General features: G+C 71.0%; 17 protein-coding genes. 10 read left to right on the top strand and 7 right to left on the bottom strand.

Features of this window, described 5'->3' with window-relative positions; genetic code table 11:
* Positions 1 to 129 precede the first annotated feature (129 nt).
* The 4 genes from ACWGH4_RS13695 (at position 130) to ACWGH4_RS13680 (ending at position 4005) form a co-directional block, all read left to right on the top strand.
* The gene (locus ACWGH4_RS13695) at positions 130 to 1125 is read left to right on the top strand and encodes an ABC transporter ATP-binding protein (protein ID WP_453459696.1); all 996 of its coding nucleotides are present in this window, start codon (positions 130 to 132) and stop codon (positions 1123 to 1125) included.
* A gap of 3 nt (positions 1126 to 1128) precedes the next feature.
* Positions 1129 to 1908, top strand: coding sequence for an ABC transporter permease (locus tag ACWGH4_RS13690; protein WP_441266141.1), 780 nt, complete (start codon positions 1129 to 1131; stop codon positions 1906 to 1908).
* A gap of 124 nt (positions 1909 to 2032) precedes the next feature.
* On the top strand, positions 2033 to 3181 hold the full coding sequence (locus tag ACWGH4_RS13685; protein ID WP_453459693.1) for an ABC transporter ATP-binding protein: 1149 nt from the start codon (positions 2033 to 2035) through the stop codon (positions 3179 to 3181).
* Entirely contained in the window at positions 3178 to 4005 is an 828-nt protein-coding gene (locus ACWGH4_RS13680) for an ABC transporter permease (protein WP_441266143.1), read from the top strand. The genes ACWGH4_RS13685 and ACWGH4_RS13680 overlap by 4 nt, the downstream gene beginning before the upstream one ends.
* An 8-nt stretch (positions 4006 to 4013) precedes the next feature.
* On the opposite strand, the gene ACWGH4_RS13675 is transcribed toward ACWGH4_RS13680, so the two are convergent.
* Positions 4014 to 4343 (bottom strand): ATP/GTP-binding protein, encoded by a 330-nt coding sequence (locus ACWGH4_RS13675; RefSeq protein WP_441266144.1) that lies wholly within the window; start codon positions 4341 to 4343, stop codon positions 4014 to 4016.
* Positions 4344 to 4557: 214 nt separating this feature from the next.
* Between ACWGH4_RS13675 and ACWGH4_RS13670 the strand changes: the two genes are divergently transcribed.
* Entirely contained in the window at positions 4558 to 5589 is a 1032-nt protein-coding gene (locus ACWGH4_RS13670; RefSeq protein ID WP_441266145.1) for an LLM class flavin-dependent oxidoreductase, read from the top strand.
* A 98-nt stretch (positions 5590 to 5687) separates the two neighbouring features.
* On the opposite strand, the gene ACWGH4_RS13665 is transcribed toward ACWGH4_RS13670, so the two are convergent.
* A complete protein-coding gene (locus tag ACWGH4_RS13665; protein ID WP_005311822.1) occupies positions 5688 to 6080 on the bottom strand; it encodes an SCO5389 family protein in 393 nt (130 codons plus the stop codon).
* A 243-nt stretch (positions 6081 to 6323) separates the two neighbouring features.
* On the opposite strand from ACWGH4_RS13665, the gene nucS reads away from it, so the two are divergent.
* Positions 6324 to 6986 carry an endonuclease NucS gene (gene nucS, locus ACWGH4_RS13660; RefSeq protein ID WP_037773735.1) on the top strand — a complete coding sequence of 221 codons (663 nt, stop codon included), beginning with the start codon at positions 6324 to 6326 and terminating at the stop codon, positions 6984 to 6986.
* 1063 nt (positions 6987 to 8049) lie between these two features.
* Here nucS and ACWGH4_RS13655 read toward each other — a convergent pair.
* The 3 genes from ACWGH4_RS13655 to ACWGH4_RS13645 all read right to left on the bottom strand — a co-directional run bounded on the left by ACWGH4_RS13655 (position 8050) and on the right by ACWGH4_RS13645 (position 12229).
* Positions 8050 to 10476 (bottom strand): ATP-binding protein, encoded by a 2427-nt coding sequence (locus ACWGH4_RS13655; RefSeq protein WP_453459688.1) that lies wholly within the window; start codon positions 10474 to 10476, stop codon positions 8050 to 8052.
* Positions 10477 to 10862: 386 nt separating this feature from the next.
* On the bottom strand, positions 10863 to 11186 hold the full coding sequence (locus tag ACWGH4_RS13650; RefSeq protein ID WP_018845393.1) for an STAS domain-containing protein: 324 nt from the start codon (positions 11184 to 11186) through the stop codon (positions 10863 to 10865).
* Between the two features lie 194 nt (positions 11187 to 11380).
* The gene (locus ACWGH4_RS13645; RefSeq protein ID WP_453459685.1) at positions 11381 to 12229 is read right to left on the bottom strand and encodes a 3-hydroxyacyl-CoA dehydrogenase family protein; all 849 of its coding nucleotides are present in this window, start codon (positions 12227 to 12229) and stop codon (positions 11381 to 11383) included.
* 243 nt (positions 12230 to 12472) lie between these two features.
* On the opposite strand from ACWGH4_RS13645, the gene ACWGH4_RS13640 reads away from it, so the two are divergent.
* Positions 12473 to 13045, top strand: a complete 573-nt coding sequence (locus tag ACWGH4_RS13640; protein ID WP_441266148.1) for a cob(I)yrinic acid a,c-diamide adenosyltransferase — start codon at positions 12473 to 12475, stop codon at positions 13043 to 13045.
* On the opposite strand, the gene ACWGH4_RS13635 is transcribed toward ACWGH4_RS13640, so the two are convergent.
* Entirely contained in the window at positions 13042 to 13614 is a 573-nt protein-coding gene (locus tag ACWGH4_RS13635) for a hypothetical protein (protein ID WP_453459699.1), read from the bottom strand. The two genes, ACWGH4_RS13640 and ACWGH4_RS13635, sit on opposite strands and share 4 nt — an antisense overlap.
* A gap of 151 nt (positions 13615 to 13765) precedes the next feature.
* Here ACWGH4_RS13635 and ACWGH4_RS13630 point away from each other — a divergent pair, with 151 nt between their 5' ends.
* The 3 genes from ACWGH4_RS13630 to ACWGH4_RS13620 all read left to right on the top strand — a co-directional run bounded on the left by ACWGH4_RS13630 (position 13766) and on the right by ACWGH4_RS13620 (position 17665).
* Positions 13766 to 14974 (top strand): sensor histidine kinase, encoded by a 1209-nt coding sequence (locus ACWGH4_RS13630; protein ID WP_453459681.1) that lies wholly within the window; start codon positions 13766 to 13768, stop codon positions 14972 to 14974.
* The gene (locus ACWGH4_RS13625; protein ID WP_453459678.1) at positions 14971 to 15654 is read left to right on the top strand and encodes a response regulator; all 684 of its coding nucleotides are present in this window, start codon (positions 14971 to 14973) and stop codon (positions 15652 to 15654) included. Before ACWGH4_RS13630 ends, ACWGH4_RS13625 begins: the two co-directional genes overlap by 4 nt.
* Before the next feature lie 157 nt (positions 15655 to 15811).
* Complete coding sequence (locus ACWGH4_RS13620; protein ID WP_453459675.1) at positions 15812 to 17665, top strand: glycosyl hydrolase family 18 protein; 1854 nt, start codon at positions 15812 to 15814, stop codon at positions 17663 to 17665.
* A 92-nt stretch (positions 17666 to 17757) separates the two neighbouring features.
* Here ACWGH4_RS13620 and ACWGH4_RS13615 read toward each other — a convergent pair whose 3' ends face one another.
* The gene (locus ACWGH4_RS13615; RefSeq protein ID WP_453459672.1) at positions 17758 to 18204 is read right to left on the bottom strand and encodes a DUF2550 domain-containing protein; all 447 of its coding nucleotides are present in this window, start codon (positions 18202 to 18204) and stop codon (positions 17758 to 17760) included.
* Positions 18205 to 18284 lie beyond the last annotated feature (80 nt).

Genomic DNA, 18284 nt, shown 5'->3' with positions numbered 1-18284 from the left:
CCGGGCACCTGTGCGTCCGGCCCGTCCCCCTCACCCTGTTGCCCGCCGGTGTCACCCTGATGCGGAAGGGACTCCATCCCTTCCCGGAACCCGGTGGCGGACGCTTCCCGGCCCCCGTAGCGTGAACGCATGATCGAGCTCGAGGGTCTCACCAAACACTTCGGCAGCAAGGTCGCGGTCGACCATCTCTCCTTCAAGGTGCGCCCCGGGGTGGTGACCGGCTTCCTCGGCCCCAACGGGGCGGGCAAGTCGACGACGATGCGGATGATGCTCGATCTCGACAATCCCACCAGCGGCACCGTCAGGATCGACGGCCGGCACTACCGCGAGCTGGAGGAGCCGCTGAAGTACATCGGGGCACTGCTCGACGCCAAGGCGATGCACGGCGGCCGCAGCGCGTACAACAACCTGCTGTGTCTGGCCCAGGCGAACCGCATCCCGCGGAGCCGTGTCGCCGAGGTCCTCGACGTGGTGGGACTGACGCCGGTCGCCCGGAAGAAGTCGAAGGGCTTCTCCATGGGTATGGGCCAGCGGCTCGGAATCGCGTCGGCACTGCTCGGTGATCCCGAGATCCTGATGTTCGACGAACCGGTCAATGGTCTGGACCCCGAGGGAATTCACTGGATCCGTAATCTGATGAAAGCCCTTGCGCAAGAAGGCCGGACGATCTTCGTTTCTTCTCATCTCATGAGTGAAATGGCCCTGACCGCCGATCACTTGATCGTGATCGGCCAGGGCAAGCTGCTGGCCGACACATCGATGGCCGATTTCATCCAGCAGAACTCCCGCAGTTATGTGCGGCTCCGCTCCCCTCAGCAGGAGGAACTGCGGGACGCCGTGCACCGGGCGGGCATGACGGTCGTCGAGACGGACAACGGCACGCTGGAGGTCGACGGCGCGAGCACCGAGCAGCTCGGCGAGCTCGCGGCCGAGCACCGGATCGTGCTCCACGAGCTCAGTGCCCAACGCGCCTCGCTCGAGGAGGCGTTCATGCAGATGACCGCCGGCTCGGTGGAGTACCACGCGCACTCCACCGGCGCGGGCGCACCACCACCGCCCGGCGTCGAAGCCCCGCCGTCCGGCCAGGGCGTCCCGCAGTGGGCCCCGCGCAAAGAGGGAGCCTGACCGATGGCATCCGTACCCGCCGTCATCCAGTCCGAGTGGACCAAGATCCGTACGGTCTCCTCCACCCGCTGGACGCTGATCAGCGCGCTCGCCGTGACCGTCGCGATGGGCGCGGCCCTGTGCGCCCTGATGAACGCCACGTTCGACGATCTGCCGGACGCCGAGCGGCTGACGTTCGACCCGACCCTCATCAGCTTCTCCGGGATGGTGCTCGGACAGCTCGCGATGGTCGTCTTCGGCGTCCTCGTCGTCGGCACCGAGTACAGCTCGGGCATGATCCGCACCTCGCTCGCCGCCGTGCCGCAGCGCGGCACGTTCATCTTCAGCAAGATCGCGGTGGCCGGGTTGCTGGCCCTCGTGGTCGGGATGGCGACCAGCTTCCTCACGTTCTTCCTCGGCCAGGCACTGCTCGGTGAGCACCGCACCACGATCGGCGAGGAGAACGTGCTGCGGGCCGTCATCGGCGGCGGCATCTACATGGGCCTGATCGCGGTCTTCTCGATGGGCGTCGCCACGATGCTGCGCAGCTCGATGCTCTCGCTGGGCATCCTGATGCCGTTCTTCTTCCTGGTCTCCCAGATCCTCTCCGCGGTACCGGGCGCCAAGGACGTCGCGCGCTACTTCCCCGACCAGGCCGGCGCGAAGATCATGCAGGTGGTCCCGAACGCCATGAACAGCGGGGAATCCCCTTACGGCCCTTGGGGCGGCCTGGGCATCATGCTGCTGTGGGTTGCCGCGGCGCTCCTCGGCGGCTTCCTCGTGCTGAAGAAGCGGGACGCCTGAACGGACCCGTAGCCGTATCTGCTTGGGCGGAACCATCGGGGCCCGGCTATCCTCCTAGCACTTACGGGGGCGTACGGCTGCACCGCCTGTGCCCCGACGACCCGAAAGTCGATGGGGCTGGAGAATGATCGAGGCAGTCGGCCTGACGAAGCGCTATGGCGCCAAGACAGCCGTGTACAACCTTTCCTTCCAGGTGCGGCCGGGCGCCGTCACCGGATTCCTCGGCCCCAACGGCGCGGGCAAGTCCACGACGATGCGCATGATCCTCGGCCTCGACCGGCCGACGTCGGGCCAGGTCACCATCGGCGGGCTCCCGTTCCGGCAGCTGCCGAACGCGCCCCGCCAGGTCGGCGCGCTGCTCGACGCCAAGGCGGTGCACGGCGGACGCACCGCCCGCAACCACCTGCTGTCGCTCGCGCAGCTCTCCGGCATCCCGGACCGCCGGGTCGACGAGGTGCTCGGCGTCGTGGGCCTTCAGGGCGTTGCGAAGAGGCGTTCCAAGGGCTTCTCGCTCGGCATGGGTCAGCGGCTCGGCATCGCCGCCGCGCTGCTGGGCGACCCTCAGGTGCTGCTCTTCGACGAGCCGGTCAACGGCCTCGACCCCGAGGGCATCCTCTGGGTGCGCAACCTGATGAAGCAGCTGGCCGCCGAGGGCCGTACGGTCTTCGTCTCCTCGCACCTGATGAGCGAGATGGCCCTCACGGCCGACCATCTGATCGTGATCGGACGCGGTCAGCTCATGGCGGACATGAGCGTGAAGGACTTCATCTCCCACAACTCGGCGGACTTCGCCCGGGTCCGTACCCCGCAGACGGAGCCCGAACAGCGCGAGAAGCTCCTCGCCGCTCTGACCGAGGCGGGCGGCCAGGTGATGCCGGAGCCGGACGGCGCGCTGCGGGTGACCGGCCTGCCGCTGCCCCGCATCAGCGACCTGGCGCACGGCGCCGACGTGCGGCTGTGGGAGCTGTCGCCGCACCAGGCCTCCCTGGAGGAGGCGTACATGCGGATGACGCAGGGCGCGGTGGACTACCGCTCGACGGCGGACGAGAAGTCCGGGCTCATGCAGCAGCCGCCGATGGGGCACGTCCCGCCGCAGCCGCACGTCCCCGAGGTGCCGCAGCAGGGCTTCTACGCCCCGCCGCCGCCCCAGCCCGGCCAGAACCCGTACGCGGCCCCGGTGCCGGCCGCGCCGCCCGCCGCCGCCCCGGCCGAGGCCCCCGCTCCCCCGGCTGCCGCCCCCGCCGACCTGACCAAGCCCGAGGACGCACGATGACCACTCCCTACCAGCAGCCCGGCTCGTACGCCTCCCCGATCCCGGTGCGCGGGGCCAGCCTCGGTGACGCGCTCCTGTCCGAGTGGACGAAGATCCGTTCCGTGCGCTCCACGATGTGGACGCTGGGCGTGATGATCGTGCTGATGCTCGGCATCGGTCTCGGTGTCGCCGCGCTCGTGTCCGCCGCCGGCGAATCGGCCGACATCGGTGACTCGTCCGCCCTCGGCATGGGCTTCTTCGGCGTCCTGCCCGGCTCGATCTGCGTGATGACCCTGGGCGTGCTCACCATCGCGTCCGAGTACAGCACCGGCATGATCCGGACGACGCTGACGGCCTGCCCGAGCCGCGGCCGGGTGCTGGCGGCCAAGGCCGCCGTCTTCTTCCTCCTGGTCCTCACGATCACGACGCTGGTCGCGGGCGTCGTCGCGGTCATCCAGAACGCGATGGTGGAGGCGGCCGAGCCCACCGGTGACGAATGGCTGCGCGCCTCCGTCGGCGTGGGTCTCTACATCGCCTCGCTCGGGCTGCTGTCCCTGGCCGTGGGCGCCATGATCCGGCACTCGGCCGGTGCGATCACCACCATGATCGGCGTGATGCTGCTGCCGCTGGTGGCGGCCATGTTCATGTTCTCCGAGTCGCTGCAGGACCTGCAGAAGTTCCTGCTGGAGTGGGCCATCCCGAGCCAGCTCATCGGCATCTACGGGGAGGCTGCGTCGGGCGGGTCCTCCGGTCCCCTCGGCTGGGAGCCGGTGTGGATCATGCTCGGTCTCGCGGTCGTGGCGCTCGGCGGCGCGTACGCGACGATGAGCAGCCGGGACGTCTGACCGCGCGCTCAGTACCTCGGCGCGTTCCTGGACCGCTGCACCTTCGAGGTGCGGCGGTCCTTCGCGTTCCAGCACGCCTTGTGCCAGTGACGGCGGTCGTCCACGCCGCCGTGCTCGGGCCAGGCCACCACGTGGGGCATGCCGGAGGCGATCTCCTGGTCGCATCCGGGACAGCGGTACCGCTTGCCGGCGGCACTCGCACCCGCGACATGGCGCACCGACCACTCCTCGCCCTGCCAGGACTCGCTGCTGCCGAAACCGCCGTACCGGCCTGCGGGGTCGCTCGCTCGCTCGGTGGGCTTCTCGCCGCCTCGGGGGCGGTTGCGGCGCGGGGACACGTGACACCTCACGGGGCAAGTCAGGACAGTTGCCCGTACAGCGTACGGGCCCGGGCCGCGACGCCTGTCCCTCCCACGGGTGCGCGCACGTCCTGCATCAGGGCCAGTTACCGGAAAATCGCAACAACTTCCCTCCTGCCCGTGCCTTTGGCACGTGTCAGGCGTTGTTGCCTGTAGGGGGAGTGACGCGTCGGCCGCAAGGAGGCAGAAGGCGATGCGCGTTGGAACGTTCGTACTGGCGGCCCAGTTCCCGGGCCAAGGACAGGGGGAGGCACTGCACCGGGCGGTGCGTTCCGCCGAGGTGGCGGAGGAAGCGGGCCTCGACGCCGTGTGGCTGGCCGAGCACCACTTCGTACCGTACGGGGTGTGCCCGTCCGCAGTGACCCTCGCGGCGCTGCTGCTCGGCCGCACCCGCCGCATCCGTGTGGGCACGGCGGTGAGCGTGCTGCCGAGCGCACATCCCGTGGCGCTGGGCGAGCAGGCCGCACTGCTGCATCTCACGTCCGACGGGCGGTTCACCCTCGGAGTGGGACGCGGCGGGCCCTGGGTCGACCTGGAGGTGTTCGGCGCCGGCCTGGCCGCGTACGAACAGGGCTTCCCCGAATCCCTCGACCTGCTGCTGCGCTGGCTGCGCGAACCCCGCGTCGGCGCGCAGGGCGAACGGTTCGCCTTCCGCGAGGTCGCGGTGGTCCCCCGTCCCGACGAGCTGATCGACGGGCCGTCGGAAGGCCCCGAGGTGGTCGTCGCGTGCACGTCCCCGCAGAGCGTCAGGCTCGCGGCGGAGCGAGGCCTGCCGATGCTGCTGGGCATGCACTGCGGCGACCAGGAGAAGGCGGACATGGTCGCCCTGTGGCGTACGCACGCCCTCTCCTCCGGACACCCGGCCGCGAAGGTCGCGGCGGCCGGGCATGTGTCGGCCGGCGTCGTCCAGATCGCCGACCGCGCGGACGAGGCGGCGGAGACCCTCGTCAAGGCGATGCCCGGCTGGCTCAAGCAGGGCCTGGACGCGCATGTGACGGTCGACGGACGGCACCGCGCGATGCGCGACCCCGTCGCGTACACGGAGCTGCTCTGTTCCTTGCATCCGGTGGGGCCGCCGCGCCTGGCCGCGGACCGCCTTGCGGCGACCGCGGAGCGCACCGGCATCACACGTTTCGCGCTGCTCGCGGAGGGCTCCGGCGACCTCGCCACCACCGAGGAGAACGTCCGGCGGCTGGGCACGGACGTGCTGCCCCTGCTCGACTGACGCTCGTCCGTGTCCATGGTTGCGAGGTTCCGGGTCCGACGGTGCCGCCGCTCCGACATCTGTGCACCTCCAATGATGCGGAGCGGCAGCAAAAGACTTCAGCAGTCGCGCAGTTCGGGCGACTGATTGAGCAACTGACCCCGGATCGAGGTGAAGCGGGCGAGCCGCTCGTCGACCGAGGGGTCCAGCGGGAACACCGCGACGCGGTGGCAGTTCTGGAATGCCAGTCGCACTCCGAAGTGCCGCTGCAGCGCGCCGCGAATCGCGTCACTCGCGAGCGCGCGCAGCAGCTGACCACGTGCCTGCTCGTCCGGCGGAGGCGTCTGGTTGTCGGCGAACTCGCCGCCGTCCACCTTCAGCTGAGCCACCAGAGAACTGATCATCTCCCATGCGTAGGGCAGGGAGGTCCGGACGCAGTCGACGAAAGCTGCTTCGTCGACCTCGCCTCGCTCGGCCTGTTCCAACAGCGCCGGTGAGACGTCGAGCGACATGGGTTCTCCTCTCGCGACCCCGCAGAACGGGGCCTTACGGGCAGGGAAGGAGGAAGCGACCGAACGACGGCATACCAATGCTGTACGGCGACGCAGAGTGCACGGCCGACGACCTCCTGTCTTCCACGGTAAGTGCGCCGACTTGAGCGCACCAGGAGATTGGGCACACAACCGGCCAAATAACGAAGGGCGCTTCCGGGGCGAATCGCGCAGCGCGGCGTCCTTCGAGTAGCGTTGCGGACCATGCGTCTCGTCATCGCCCGCTGCTCCGTGGACTACGCCGGCCGGCTCACCGCCCACCTGCCCTCCGCCCCCCGTTTGATCCTGGTCAAGGCGGACGGCAGTGTCTCCATCCACGCCGACGACAGGGCGTACAAACCGCTGAACTGGATGTCCCCTCCCTGCACATTGAAGGAGGGCGACGACAGCGTCTGGACCGTCGTGAACAAAGCGGGCGAGAAACTGATCATTACGATGGAGGAAATCCTCCACGATTCGTCGCACGAGCTCGGTGTCGACCCCGGCCTCATCAAGGACGGCGTGGAAGCGCACCTCCAGGAGCTCCTTGCCGACCGGATCGAGACACTTGGCGAGGGGTACAGCCTCATCCGCCGTGAATACCCAACGGCCATCGGCCCGGTGGACATCCTCTGCCGTGACGCCGACGGCGCGACGGTGGCGGTGGAGATCAAGCGCCGGGGCGAGATCGACGGCGTGGAGCAGCTCACCCGCTACCTGGAACTCCTCAACCGCGACCCGCACCTGGCGCCGGTGAAGGGCGTCTTCGCGGCCCAGGAGATCAAGCCCCAGGCCCGGGTCCTGGCGACGGACCGCGGTATCGGCTGCGTGGTCCTGGACTACGACGCGATGCGCGGCATCGAGGACGACAAACTCCGCCTGTTCTGACGCCGCGGTTCGGGGCGCAGCCCCGTCCCGCCGTGGTTCCGGGCGCAGCCCGGCCCGGCTTCGCCACGCAGGCCCAGCCCATCAGCGGTTAGGGGCGCCGGCCCCGCCCGTCGAGCTTCCGGGCAAGCCCGCCCCGGCCGCGATGTCCCAAGTCGTGCACGGGCTGCCCCCGCCCGCCGAGGGTGCCGTTCACGGGCTTGTAACGGCTGGGGCCATGCGGGCCGTCCCGCCGCACGGCTGGGGCCTGCGCCCCGTCAGTACAGCCTCACCGCCGGGCGGCACCCCGCGCGGTGACACCCGGCCGGCTCCCACGCAGCGCAGAAGCGGCACGCGGCGCCGACGCGAGGGCAGGCGCAGCCCCGCCCGTCGAGCTCTCCGGGCAAGCTCGCCCCGGGCGCAGGCGCATCCCCATCACTGTGCTTCGAGCGCAGCCCCCAGGGTGAGCACGGCTCGGTCCCGCCAAGGGATTCGGGGCATGGCCTGTCCCGTTAGGGCCTCGGCGCGGTCCCGATCCCGCCAAGGGGACAGGCGCAGCCCGGTCCCGCCAAAGGTGCAGGCCCGCCCCCCGCCAGGAACTCCGGGCCAGCCGCTCAGCGGTGCGGGGCACACCCCGGTGCCGCCAGGGGTTTCGGGCCCAGCCCGGCCCGGCTTCGCCACGCAGGCCCCGCTCAGCGATTCGGGGCGCGGCTCCGGTCCCCCGGGTGGTTGCGGGGCACGGCTCCGTCCCGTTTGGGCTTCGGGCACGGCCCGGTCCCGCCAAGTGGGCAGGCGCAGCCCCGTCAGGGGCCTCGGGGGACGCAGCCCCGGTCGCGCCAAGAGCTCGGGCGCAGCCCGCTGCCGCCGGGGGCTCGGGCGCAGACCGGCCTCTGGCTTTCGCGACGCAGGCCCAGTCCCGTCAGAGGTCCTCAGGCCCAGCCCCTCAGCGGTGCGGGGCACACCCCCGCTGCCGCCGGGGGCTCGAGCGCAGTCCTGGCCCCGATGTGCGGGCGCAGGCCCGGTCCCGTCAGGGTTTCGGGGAGTGGGCGGGGTGGGGAAAGGGGCCGAGCCGTCGAGACGCGACCCGTCAGATGATCGACGGCGACGCGGAAGCCGGCCCGTCGCTCGTCATCGTCGCTTCGCTCGGCTCGCTCGCGGACGCGCTGCCGCCCGGGGCCGTGGACGTCTGGGAGGGCGTCGGAGTCGGAGTCGGGGTCGTGGTCTTCGTCGGCGAGGACGAGACCGTCGGCGGCGTCGCGACCGGCGGCGGCTTGGGGCTCGACGGCGGCTTCGGACTCGACGGCGGGCGCGAGTCCGAAGGGCTCTCCGGCCGCGACGAGCTCGGCGACGGGGTCTCCCCCGGTACCGACGGGCGGCCCGTCGACGCGGGCGTCGTGGCCGACGTGGACGATCCCGTCGGCTTGGCGTCGTCCTTGTCGTCCGACGGATCGTCGGAGACGTCTGCCGTCGGGTCCTCTGCCGTCCAGTCGTCGTCGACGTCGTCCTCGTTCACCGGCTGCCCGTTGCGTACGTCGCTCCCGGGCGGCTCCTCCTGGTCGGAGGTCATGCCCAGGGTGACCACCGTGCCGAGGACCACCGCGAGCAGCGCACCCGCTCCCGTGGCGACGAGGTTGCGGCGGGCGCCCATGAGGATGGCCGCGCCCCGGCCCGCCGGGCGGCCGGAGCCGTCCGCCGGGGTCTCCTGCTGCTGACCCGTCACCGGCGCGGCAGCGCCGCGGTCCTGCGACCCGGTCCGCGGCAGCCGCTTCGTCAGCGCCGAGCCGGGCCCGCCCCTCGGGGGCGACACGGGTCCCGCCTCGCCCGGGGCGGCGGGCGCCGGCCCGGACTCGCGGTCGGCGACGAGCGCGAGGGCCCGGCGTCCGGCGACGGTGCCGCTCTTGTCGGCGAGCGCGCCGCGCATACCGATCGACGCCTCGAGCTCGGCCCTGGCCCGGTCCACGTTCCCGGTGCACAGCGCGAGGACGCCCAACTCGTGGTGGAAGTAGGCCTCTTCCGCGACCTCACCGGCGATGCGGGCGGCCTCTGAGCCCATCCGCAGGGCCCGCTCCCAGGCGGCCCACTGCCGTCCGGCGGCGAACGCCGGCGCGGCGCTGCGGGCAAGCAGGACGGCCGTGCTGGGGTGTCCGGCGTCCCGGCCGGGCACCAGGGCGCTCAGGGCGGCCAGCACGGCGTCCGCCTCCGCCACGGCCCGCTCGGGGCTGACGGAGGGGTGTCCGGCCCACCAGGCGTAGTGCTGGGCGGCGGTGTGCGCGTGGCCGACGGCGTCCTCGTCGTAGCCCTTCTCGCGGAGCTGGGCGAGCACACCGGCCGCCAGCCGGTAGCGCGGGCCGGCCGGGGAGAGCAGTCCGCAGTTCATCAGTTCGCCGAGTGCGGCGTCGGCGTGGGTGTCCCCGACGAGGGCCGGCAGGTGTGCCTGGTGCGGTACCTCGCCGCCGAGGGCGACCGCGAAGCGCAGGGTCTGCCTGGCCGAGTCGCTGAGCCGTGAGGCGAGCAGTGAGGCGGGCGCGGCACCCTCGCCGAGCGACGGCAGGGGTACGTCCTTGCCGCCGGCGGCCGCGAAGGGGGCGAACTCCTCGAAGGCCTCCGGGTCGGCCCGCAGCTCGTCGCACTGGCGCAGCAGGGCGGCGGCCTGGACGAACCGCAGGGGCAGGCCCTCCGACTCGAACCAGAGGTCGCCCGCCCAGTTGGACTCCTCTTCTGTCAGCGGCCGGTCCACGGCCTTGCGCAGCAGTTCGAGTGCGGCGGCGCGGCCGAGGCCGCCGAGGAAGACCTCTTCGAGGTGCGAGCCCGCGCCGGGTGCGGCGATGTCCGGGGTGGCCGCGACGAGGAACGCGCATTCCGGTGCGGCGTCGAGCAGCTCGTCGAGGGACGCACCGCCGAACTCGAGGTCGTCCAGAATGACGACGGCTCCGATGTCGCGCACGAAGCCGGCGAGCGCGTTCCGGTCGGGGCGCATTCCTGGCGAGTCGTAGACGACCGTGAAGAGTTCGTGGAGCAGCTCAGCGGGCGTGCGGCGGTGGCCGTTGAGACGTACGACCCCGTCGGGCGCGAAGGCGCCGCACTTCGCGGCGACGGCGTCGAGCAGCGAGGTGCGGCCGGAGCCCGCCGGGCCGGTGAGCCGGACGGACCGGCCGCTGCCGAGGAGTCGGACGAGCCGTGCGAGTTCCTCGTCGCGTTCGAGCAGCGGCGGGCGGGGGGCGGCGGGGCCGGGCGGCACGGGGGGCTGCGCGGCGCGGAGGAGCTCCGCGCGTTGCGCGGCGCTGCGGCGGGTCGGCCGGCCGGGCTGCTCGCCCCCTTGGCCGTCGGCCCGAACGGGCCCTCCGGGCGGGCAGGGTTCGATCTCGCTGCCGTCGACCGGGTTGATCGTGAGCAGGAAGTCGCCGGAGACGAGCTGGACCGTGCGCCGGGGCGTGGGCGTCGACTGTCCGGGCGTGATGGCGTCGCGCGGCGGTCGCACCGGTCCGGCGCCCTCGCCGAAGCTGTCGTTGTCCATGGTCAAAGCTCCCAGATCAGGTTCGCCCGGCCTTGTCGCCGCCAAGATCACTGTCTTGGGGCCGAAGCCGCGTGCGGTGCCTCCCGGCCTTCCTGCACGTCTTGTCGCCTCGGTCCGGAGCCCGCCTCATGGGTCCGTCGAAAGGGCAGGCGATCGAACCCTAGACGTTCGCCGCGCATCGCGAAACCTTCGGGGTGCCGCACGTCCCCGACGTCACGGTCTCAGGAGGATTGCGCTGCTCGCCCCGTTCGTGCCCCCGTCACACATGACGGGACGTTTCTCCGCGGCGGCCCCGACCGCCGGCAGGCCGCGTGGCCGCGTCGCCGTACCCGCACCCACCCCGCCGCCGTGGCCGGCCTCGCGCCGGTCACCACCGGCGGCGGGGATCACACCCGAGGAAGCGATTCCGCAGCGAGGCCGCCCTCGATGGCGAGGATGCGGTGCAGCCTCGTCGCCACAAGCAGTCGCTGCATCTGCGGCGGCACACCACGGAGCACCAGCCGGCGACCGCATCTGCCGGCCCGCCGGTGCGCCCCCATGATGACCCCGAGCCCGGTGGCGTCCCAGGAATCGAGGTGGGTCAGGTCGAGCACCAGGTCGCCGGCTCCGTCGTCGACGGCCGAGTGCAGGACCGTACGGGCGTCCGCCGCGCTGCGGACGTCGAGGCGGCCCCCGACGACCAGCTCGGCGTGGTCGCCCCTGATGTGCATATGCGCTCCCCGAGTTTGCTTACAGTGCCCCGTGCTGGCCCCGTGTCGACTGTGCGGCTGACTGTTCTTCGGTTCTTCTCTGTCCTGCAACAACTGACTGCCGCGTAGGCGCAGGGGTTGCTACTTGTAAGCGAACCGATACCGAATTCACCCCGCCGGGTGATGTCGAACCGGTCGATAACGCCTCTTCGGCGTCAGTGCTTGTAGAAGCCCTGCCCGCTCTTGCGGCCGATGTCACCGGCATCCACCATCCGGCGCATCAGCTCCGGCGGCGCGAACTTCTCGTCCTGCGACTCGGTGTAGATGTTGCTCGTGGCGTGGAGCAGGATGTCGACACCGGTCAGGTCGGCCGTGGCGAGCGGCCCCATGGCGTGTCCGAAGCCGAGCTTGCAGGCGATGTCGATGTCCTCGGCGCTCGCCACGCCCGATTCGTACAGCTTCGCGGCCTCGACGACGAGCGCCGAGATGAGTCGGGTGGTGACGAAGCCGGCGACGTCGCGGTTGACGACGATGCACGTCTTGCCGACCGACTCGGCGAACTCACGCGTGGTGGCGAGGGTTTCGTCGCTCGTCTTGTAGCCGCGCACCAGCTCGCACAGCTGCATCATCGGGACGGGCGAGAAGAAGTGGGCGCCGACGACGCGCTCCGGGCGTTCCGTCACCGCCGCGATCTTGGTGATCGGGATGGCGGAGGTGTTGGAGGCGAGGACCGCGTCGTCCCGTACGAGCTTGTCGAGGGCGCGGAAGATCTCGTGCTTGATCTCGAGCTTCTCGAACACCGCCTCGACGACGATGTCGGCGTCGGCGACGGCGTCGAGGTCGGTGGTGGTGGTGATGCGCGCCAACGCCGCGTCGGCGTCGGCCGCTTCGAGCTTGCCCTTGGAGACGAACCTGTCGTACGACGCCTTGATGCCGTCCCTGCCGCGGGTCAGTGCCTCGTCGGTGACGTCACGCAGAACGACGTCCCAGCCTGCCTGGGCAGAGACCTGCGCGATTCCGGAACCCATGAGTCCGGCACCGATGACGGCGAGCTTCCTGGCCACTGCGGCACTCCTTAACGACTGTTTACATGTGCGCTCTCTGCCGGAGATTAGCGGTCGTGAGGGGCCCCTGTGACCGTGAAGAGATGCGCGTCACGTCTCAGATGACGGACATCACACCGGGACGGCCCCTCCCGCTTCCCGGACCGCGCTCCGGGCGGCCTCGGCGCCGCGGGCCGGCGGCGCCGGCCGTGACGGTGGGCACACGGACCTGCCACCGGCCCGGTGCCTAACTAGGCTGGCCACATGGTCAATCTGACGCGCATCTACACCCGCACCGGCGACCAGGGCACCACCGCCCTCGGCGACATGAGCCGCACCGCCAAGACCGATCTGCGCATCTCCGCGTACGCCGACGCCAACGAGGCCAACGCGGTCATCGGCTCGGCCATCGCACTGGGGAAGCTGGACGAGGAGGTCGTGAAGGTCCTCGTCCGGGTGCAGAACGACCTCTTCGACGTAGGGGCGGACCTCTCCACGCCGGTCGTCGAGAATCCGAAGTACCCGCCGCTGCGGGTGGAGCAGTCGTACATCGACAAGCTGGAGGCGGACTGCGACCGCTTCCTCGAGGAACTGGAGAAGCTGCGCAGCTTCATCCTTCCGGGCGGCACGCCGGGCGCGGCGCTGCTGCACCAGGCGTGCACGGTCGTACGGCGGGCGGAGCGCTCGACATGGGCGGCGATGGAAGTGCACGGCGAGACGATGAACGCGCTGACGGCGACGTACCTCAACCGCCTCTCCGACCTCCTGTTCATTCTCGCCAGGGTGGCGAACAAGGAGGTCGGAGACGTGCTGTGGGTGCCGGGCGGGGAGCGCTAACGCTCGGCGCGGACCGGTTCGCGTTCCCGCTCGTCCGCCCGGGCCTTCTTCGGCCAGAACACGTAGGTGAGCGTGATCAGGCCGTGGATGCCCGCCGCACGCCAGGCGCCGTACATCCAGCTCCGTAGCGACTCCGTCCGGCCGGCGTCCCCGACGTACCAGATCGCGATCTGGAGCAGCGCGGTCGCGACGATCGCGCCCACCGCCGTGCCCAGCCAGATCCTGCCCTCGTGCCGGGCGCGGGCCATGCCGTAGCGCGGTGGCTTCGGCGGCGGAGGCGCGCCGGCGAGGCGGTGCGCGGCGTGGCCGTCGAGCCACTTGACGGTGCGGTGGCCGTGGCCGACCGTGTAGCCGATGTAGAGGGCGGCCAGACCGTGTTTCCAGTCCGGCTCCGCGCCGTTCTTGAGGTCGATCGCGGTGACCACCAGCAGCAGGACTTCCAGCAGCGGTTCGCACAGCAGCAGCGCGGCGCCGGTGCGCGGCATCTTCAGCAGGTAGCGGACGGACAGTCCGGCGGCCAGCAGCACCCAGAAGCCGACCTCGCAGATCACGATCAGCGTGACGATCACGGCAGTCTCCCTTCGTACGGTCCAAGCGTGGCCGCCGCCGGGCAGGGATTCGTCGTCGCCCTTGACGAACTGCGACTGCATCCTTCGATGTACCGCGGGCTCACCCCGCGCGCGGACGCACGGGGGCCGTCGTGCCGTGTTTGATGGACGGGTGACCTTCCCCCGCCCCCACCGTGACGACGTGCTCGCCGCGGCCGCCGGTCTGCTCGGCGGCCTGCTGCTGTACTGGCTGGGGCTGCACAGCCAGGGCGAGTCCCGGACGCCGCTGCCGGCCTGGGTGACCCTGGTGCCGCTCGTGGTGACGGCTTTCCTGGAGCTTCTGCGCCGGACCATGCCCCGTACGGCGCTGCTCGTGGGCACGGTCGCCGTGATCGGCGACCAGTTCACGCTCGGCAGCATCGCGACGGTCCTGATGTTCGCGGATCTCGTCTATGCGGCGGTCGTCTACGGCACCCCGGCCTCCGCCCGGCGCATCCCGGTGATCACCGCGATGGTGACCATCGCCGTGACCGTCGGCTTCCTGGCCTGGTTCAGGGACGCGGCCGCGCTGCTCGTCGGCGTCGTCACCGCCCTTGTCGCGTTCTTCCCCGCCGCGACGGGCGCGATCGTCCGCAACCACCGGGAGGCGGCGAACGCCGCCCGGCTGCGGGCCGAACAGACCGCGCTGCTCGCGGAGATGGACCGCACCCAGGCGATCGCGGCGGAGCGCGCCCGGATGGCCCGGGAACTGCACGACATGGTCGCCAATCACCTCTCCGCGATCGCGATCCACTCCACGGCGGCGCTGTCCCTGGACGACGAGGCGACGACCAGGCAGGCGATGACCGTGATCCGCGAGAACAGCGTCGAGGGCCTGGCCGAGATGCGCCGGCTGATCGGACTGCTGCGCGACAGCAGCGGTGACGTGGAGCCGGCCGCCGCACCCACCCTGGCCGGACTCGACGCCCTGGTGGAGCAGGCGAGGACCAACGGCCGGCAGAGCGGGCTGAGCTTCGTGCTCCGTGACGAGCGGGAGAAGGGCGCCCGGCTGCCGGCGCCCGTGGAGCTCGCCGGCTACCGCATCGTCCAGGAGTCGCTGACGAACGCGATCAAGCACGCGGAGGCCGGTGAGGTGCGCGTCGAGGTGTCCGGTGGGGCGGGCGACGCGCTGCGGGTGTCGGTGACGAGCCGGTTCGGGCGTCGGCCGGGACCGCGGGCGCCCGGCTCCGGTGCGGGCCTGGTGGGGATGGAGGAACGGGTCGCGCTGCTCGACGGGACGCTCGAGGCCGGTCCGGTGGAGGGCCCGGCCGGCGGGCCCGACAAGATCTGGCGCGTACGGGCGGTGCTGCCCGTGACGGACGACAAGGAGCCATCGGCATGACGGCGCAGGCGGACGACTCGAGGACGGGGGCCCGTATCCGGGTGCTGGTCGCGGAGGACCAGAACGCGGTACGGGCGGGGCTGGTCCTGATCCTGCGCAGCGCGCCGGACATCGAGGTGGCCGGGGAGGCCGCGGACGGCGAGGAGGCGGTGCGCCTCGCGCGCGAACTGCGCCCGGACGTGGTGCTGATGGATGTGCAGATGCCCAGGCTGGACGGGGTCTCCGCGACACGGCAGGTGGTCGCGGAGAAGCTGGCCGACGTGCTGGTGCTGACCACGTTCGATCTCGACGAGTACGTCTTCGGGGCGCTGCGGGCGGGTGCGGCCGGCTTCCTGCTGAAGAACACCGAGGCGGGCGACCTGCTCCAGGCGGTGCGGGCGGTGGCACGCGGCGAGGGGATGATCGCGCCGGCGGTCACCCGGCGGCTGATCGCGGAGTTCGCCGCGCCCGGGCCCGTACGGTCGGCGGACGCGCCTGATCCGGCCGTGCTGGACGCGCTGACGAGGCGGGAGCGGGAGGTGCTCTCGTGCCTCGGTGAGGGGATGTCGAACGCGGAGATCGCGGTGCGGCTGTCGATGGCGGAGGCCACGGTGAAGACGCACGTCAGCAGACTGCTGGGGAAGCTGGAGCTGCGCAGCAGGGTGCAAGCGGCGGTCCTCGCGCAGGAGTTGGGCATCTGACCCGGGGCGGTACGACAGGACGCGGACCTTTGGTCTGGACCTATTGACGATTGGTCCAGACCACCCTAATCTCACCGAGCACACTGCGGTGAGCCCCGCGGTGTGCACAGTGCACGGACCACCCCTGACATGTCCGCACTCAACTCGAGGAGCATCCTTGAGCACCGTTGCGCCCCCACGCCCCCGATCACGGTTCAGAGCCAGGGCCACCGCGGGACTGACCGCCCTTCTCCTCCCCCTCGCCGCCATGGTGGGACTCGCCTCGCCCGCGGAAGCGGCCACCTCGGCGACGGCCACCTACGCCAAGTCCTCCGACTGGGGCACCGGCTTCGAGGGCAAGTGGACGGTGAAGAACACCGGCACCACGACCATCAACTCCTGGACCGTCGAGTGGGACTTCCCCTCCGGCACCCGCGTCACCTCCGCCTGGGACGCCACCGTCACCAGCTCCGGCGACCACTGGACCGCCAAGAACGTCGGCTGGAACGGCACGCTCGCCCCGGGCGCCTCCGTCTCCTTCGGCTTCAACGGCAGCGGCCCGGGCTCCCCGTCCAACTGCAAGCTGAACGGCGCCTCGTGCGACGGCGGCAGCGTGCCCGGTGACAACCCGCCCTCCGCCCCCGGCACCCCCACGGCCTCCGGCATCACCGACACGTCGGTGAACCTCAGCTGGCGTGCGGCCACCGACGACAACGGCATCAAGAACTACGACGTCCTGCGCGACGGCGCCAGGATCGCCACGGTCACCGGCACCACGTACACCAACACCGGCCTGACCGCCGGCACGGACTACTCGTACTCGGTCCAGGCGCGGGACAGCGCCGACCAGACCGGCCCCGTCAGCGGTGCCGTCGCCGTCCGCACCACCGGCGGCAGCGGCGGAGAGCCCGGCCCCGGCGACAAGGTCAAGCTGGGCTACTTCACCAACTGGGGCGTCTACGGTCGCAACTACCACGTGAAGAACCTGGTGACCTCCGGCTCCGCGTCGAAGATCACCCACATCAACTACGCCTTCGGCAACGTCAGCGGCGGCAAGTGCACCATCGGTGACGCCTACGCCGACTACGACAAGGCCTACACCGCCGACCAGTCCGTCGACGGCAAGGCCGACACCTGGGACCAGCCGCTGCGCGGCAACTTCAACCAGCTGCGCAAGCTGAAGGCCCAGTACCCGCACATCAAGGTCCTGTGGTCGTTCGGCGGCTGGACCTGGTCCGGCGGCTTCGGCCAGGCCGTGCAGAACCCGGCCGCCTTCGCCCAGTCCTGCTACGACCTGGTCGAGGACCCCCGCTGGGCGGATGTCTTCGACGGGATCGACCTCGACTGGGAGTACCCGAACGCCTGCGGTCTGACCTGCGACACCAGCGGCCCCGCGGCGTTCAAGAACATGATGCAGGCCATGCGCACCAAGTTCGGCGCGAACAACCTGGTCACCGCGGCGGTCACGGCCGACGCCTCGTCCGGCGGCAAGATCGACGCGGCCGACTACGGCGGCGCCGCGCAGTACCTCGACTGGTACAACGTGATGACGTACGACTTCTTCGGCGCCTGGGCGGCCAAGGGCCCCACGGCCCCGCACTCACCGCTCACCTCGTACCCGGGAATCCCGCAGGCCGGATTCAACTCCGCCGAGGCGATCGCCAAGTTCAAGGCGAAGGGTGTGCCGGCCAAGAAGCTGCTGCTGGGCATCGGCTTCTACGGACGCGGCTGGACAGGCGTGACCCAGTCCGCCCCGGGCGGCACGGCCACCGGGCCGGCGGCCGGCACGTACGAGCAGGGCATCGAGGACTACAAGGTCCTCAGGAACAGCTGCCCGGCCACCGGGACGATCGCCGGCACGGCGTACGCCCACTGCGGCACCAACTGGTGGAGCTACGACACCCCGGCGACCGTCACCTCAAAGATGAACTGGGCCAACAACCAGGGCCTCGGCGGTGCGTTCTTCTGGGAGTTCAGCGGTGACACCAGCAACGGAGAGCTGGTCGGCGCGATCAACAGCGGCCTCGGATAGCACCACGGTCCGCTGACGAAGAAGCCCGGGAGAGTCACCTCTCCCGGGCTTTGTCATGCACTCCGACGCGTTCCGTACACGCCGGACCATCGCTACGCGACGTTGACCCTCTGGCCGGGCGGGGCCGCCTCCAGCCAGGCGAGGAAGCCGGTCAGCGCGTCCTCGCTCATCGACAGCTCCAGCCGGGTCCCGCGGTGCCGGCAGGCGAGCACGACGGAATCGGAGAGGAGCGCCAGCTCCTCCTCGCCCTCCGGCGTGCGGCGGGCCAGCACCTCGATCGCGGAGCGCTCGAGCACCCGGCGGGGCCGGGGCGCGTACGAGAAGATCCGGAACCACTCGATCCGGTCACCGTTGTACCGGGCGACGCCGTACACCCACCCCTTGCCGGAAGCATCGTGATCCTCCACGAGGTTCCAGCGCAGACTGCAGTCGAACGTACCGCCGGAGCGCTGGATCAGCCTCCTGCGCAGTCCGAAGACGAACAGTCCGATCAGCACCAGTGCGACGACAGAACCGCTCACAAGCAGAGCGAGGAACATCTCCACCGACCTCCTCGCATCGTCCCGTAACCGAATATCACGTGCACCTGCATCGCCTCAGCCGCGGCACGGCCCGAAGG

It is taken from the genome of Streptomyces sp. NPDC054847, from assembly GCF_053610925.1.
Note: the sequence above shows the minus strand (reverse complement) of the source record. Positions and strands in the feature narration are given on the sequence as shown.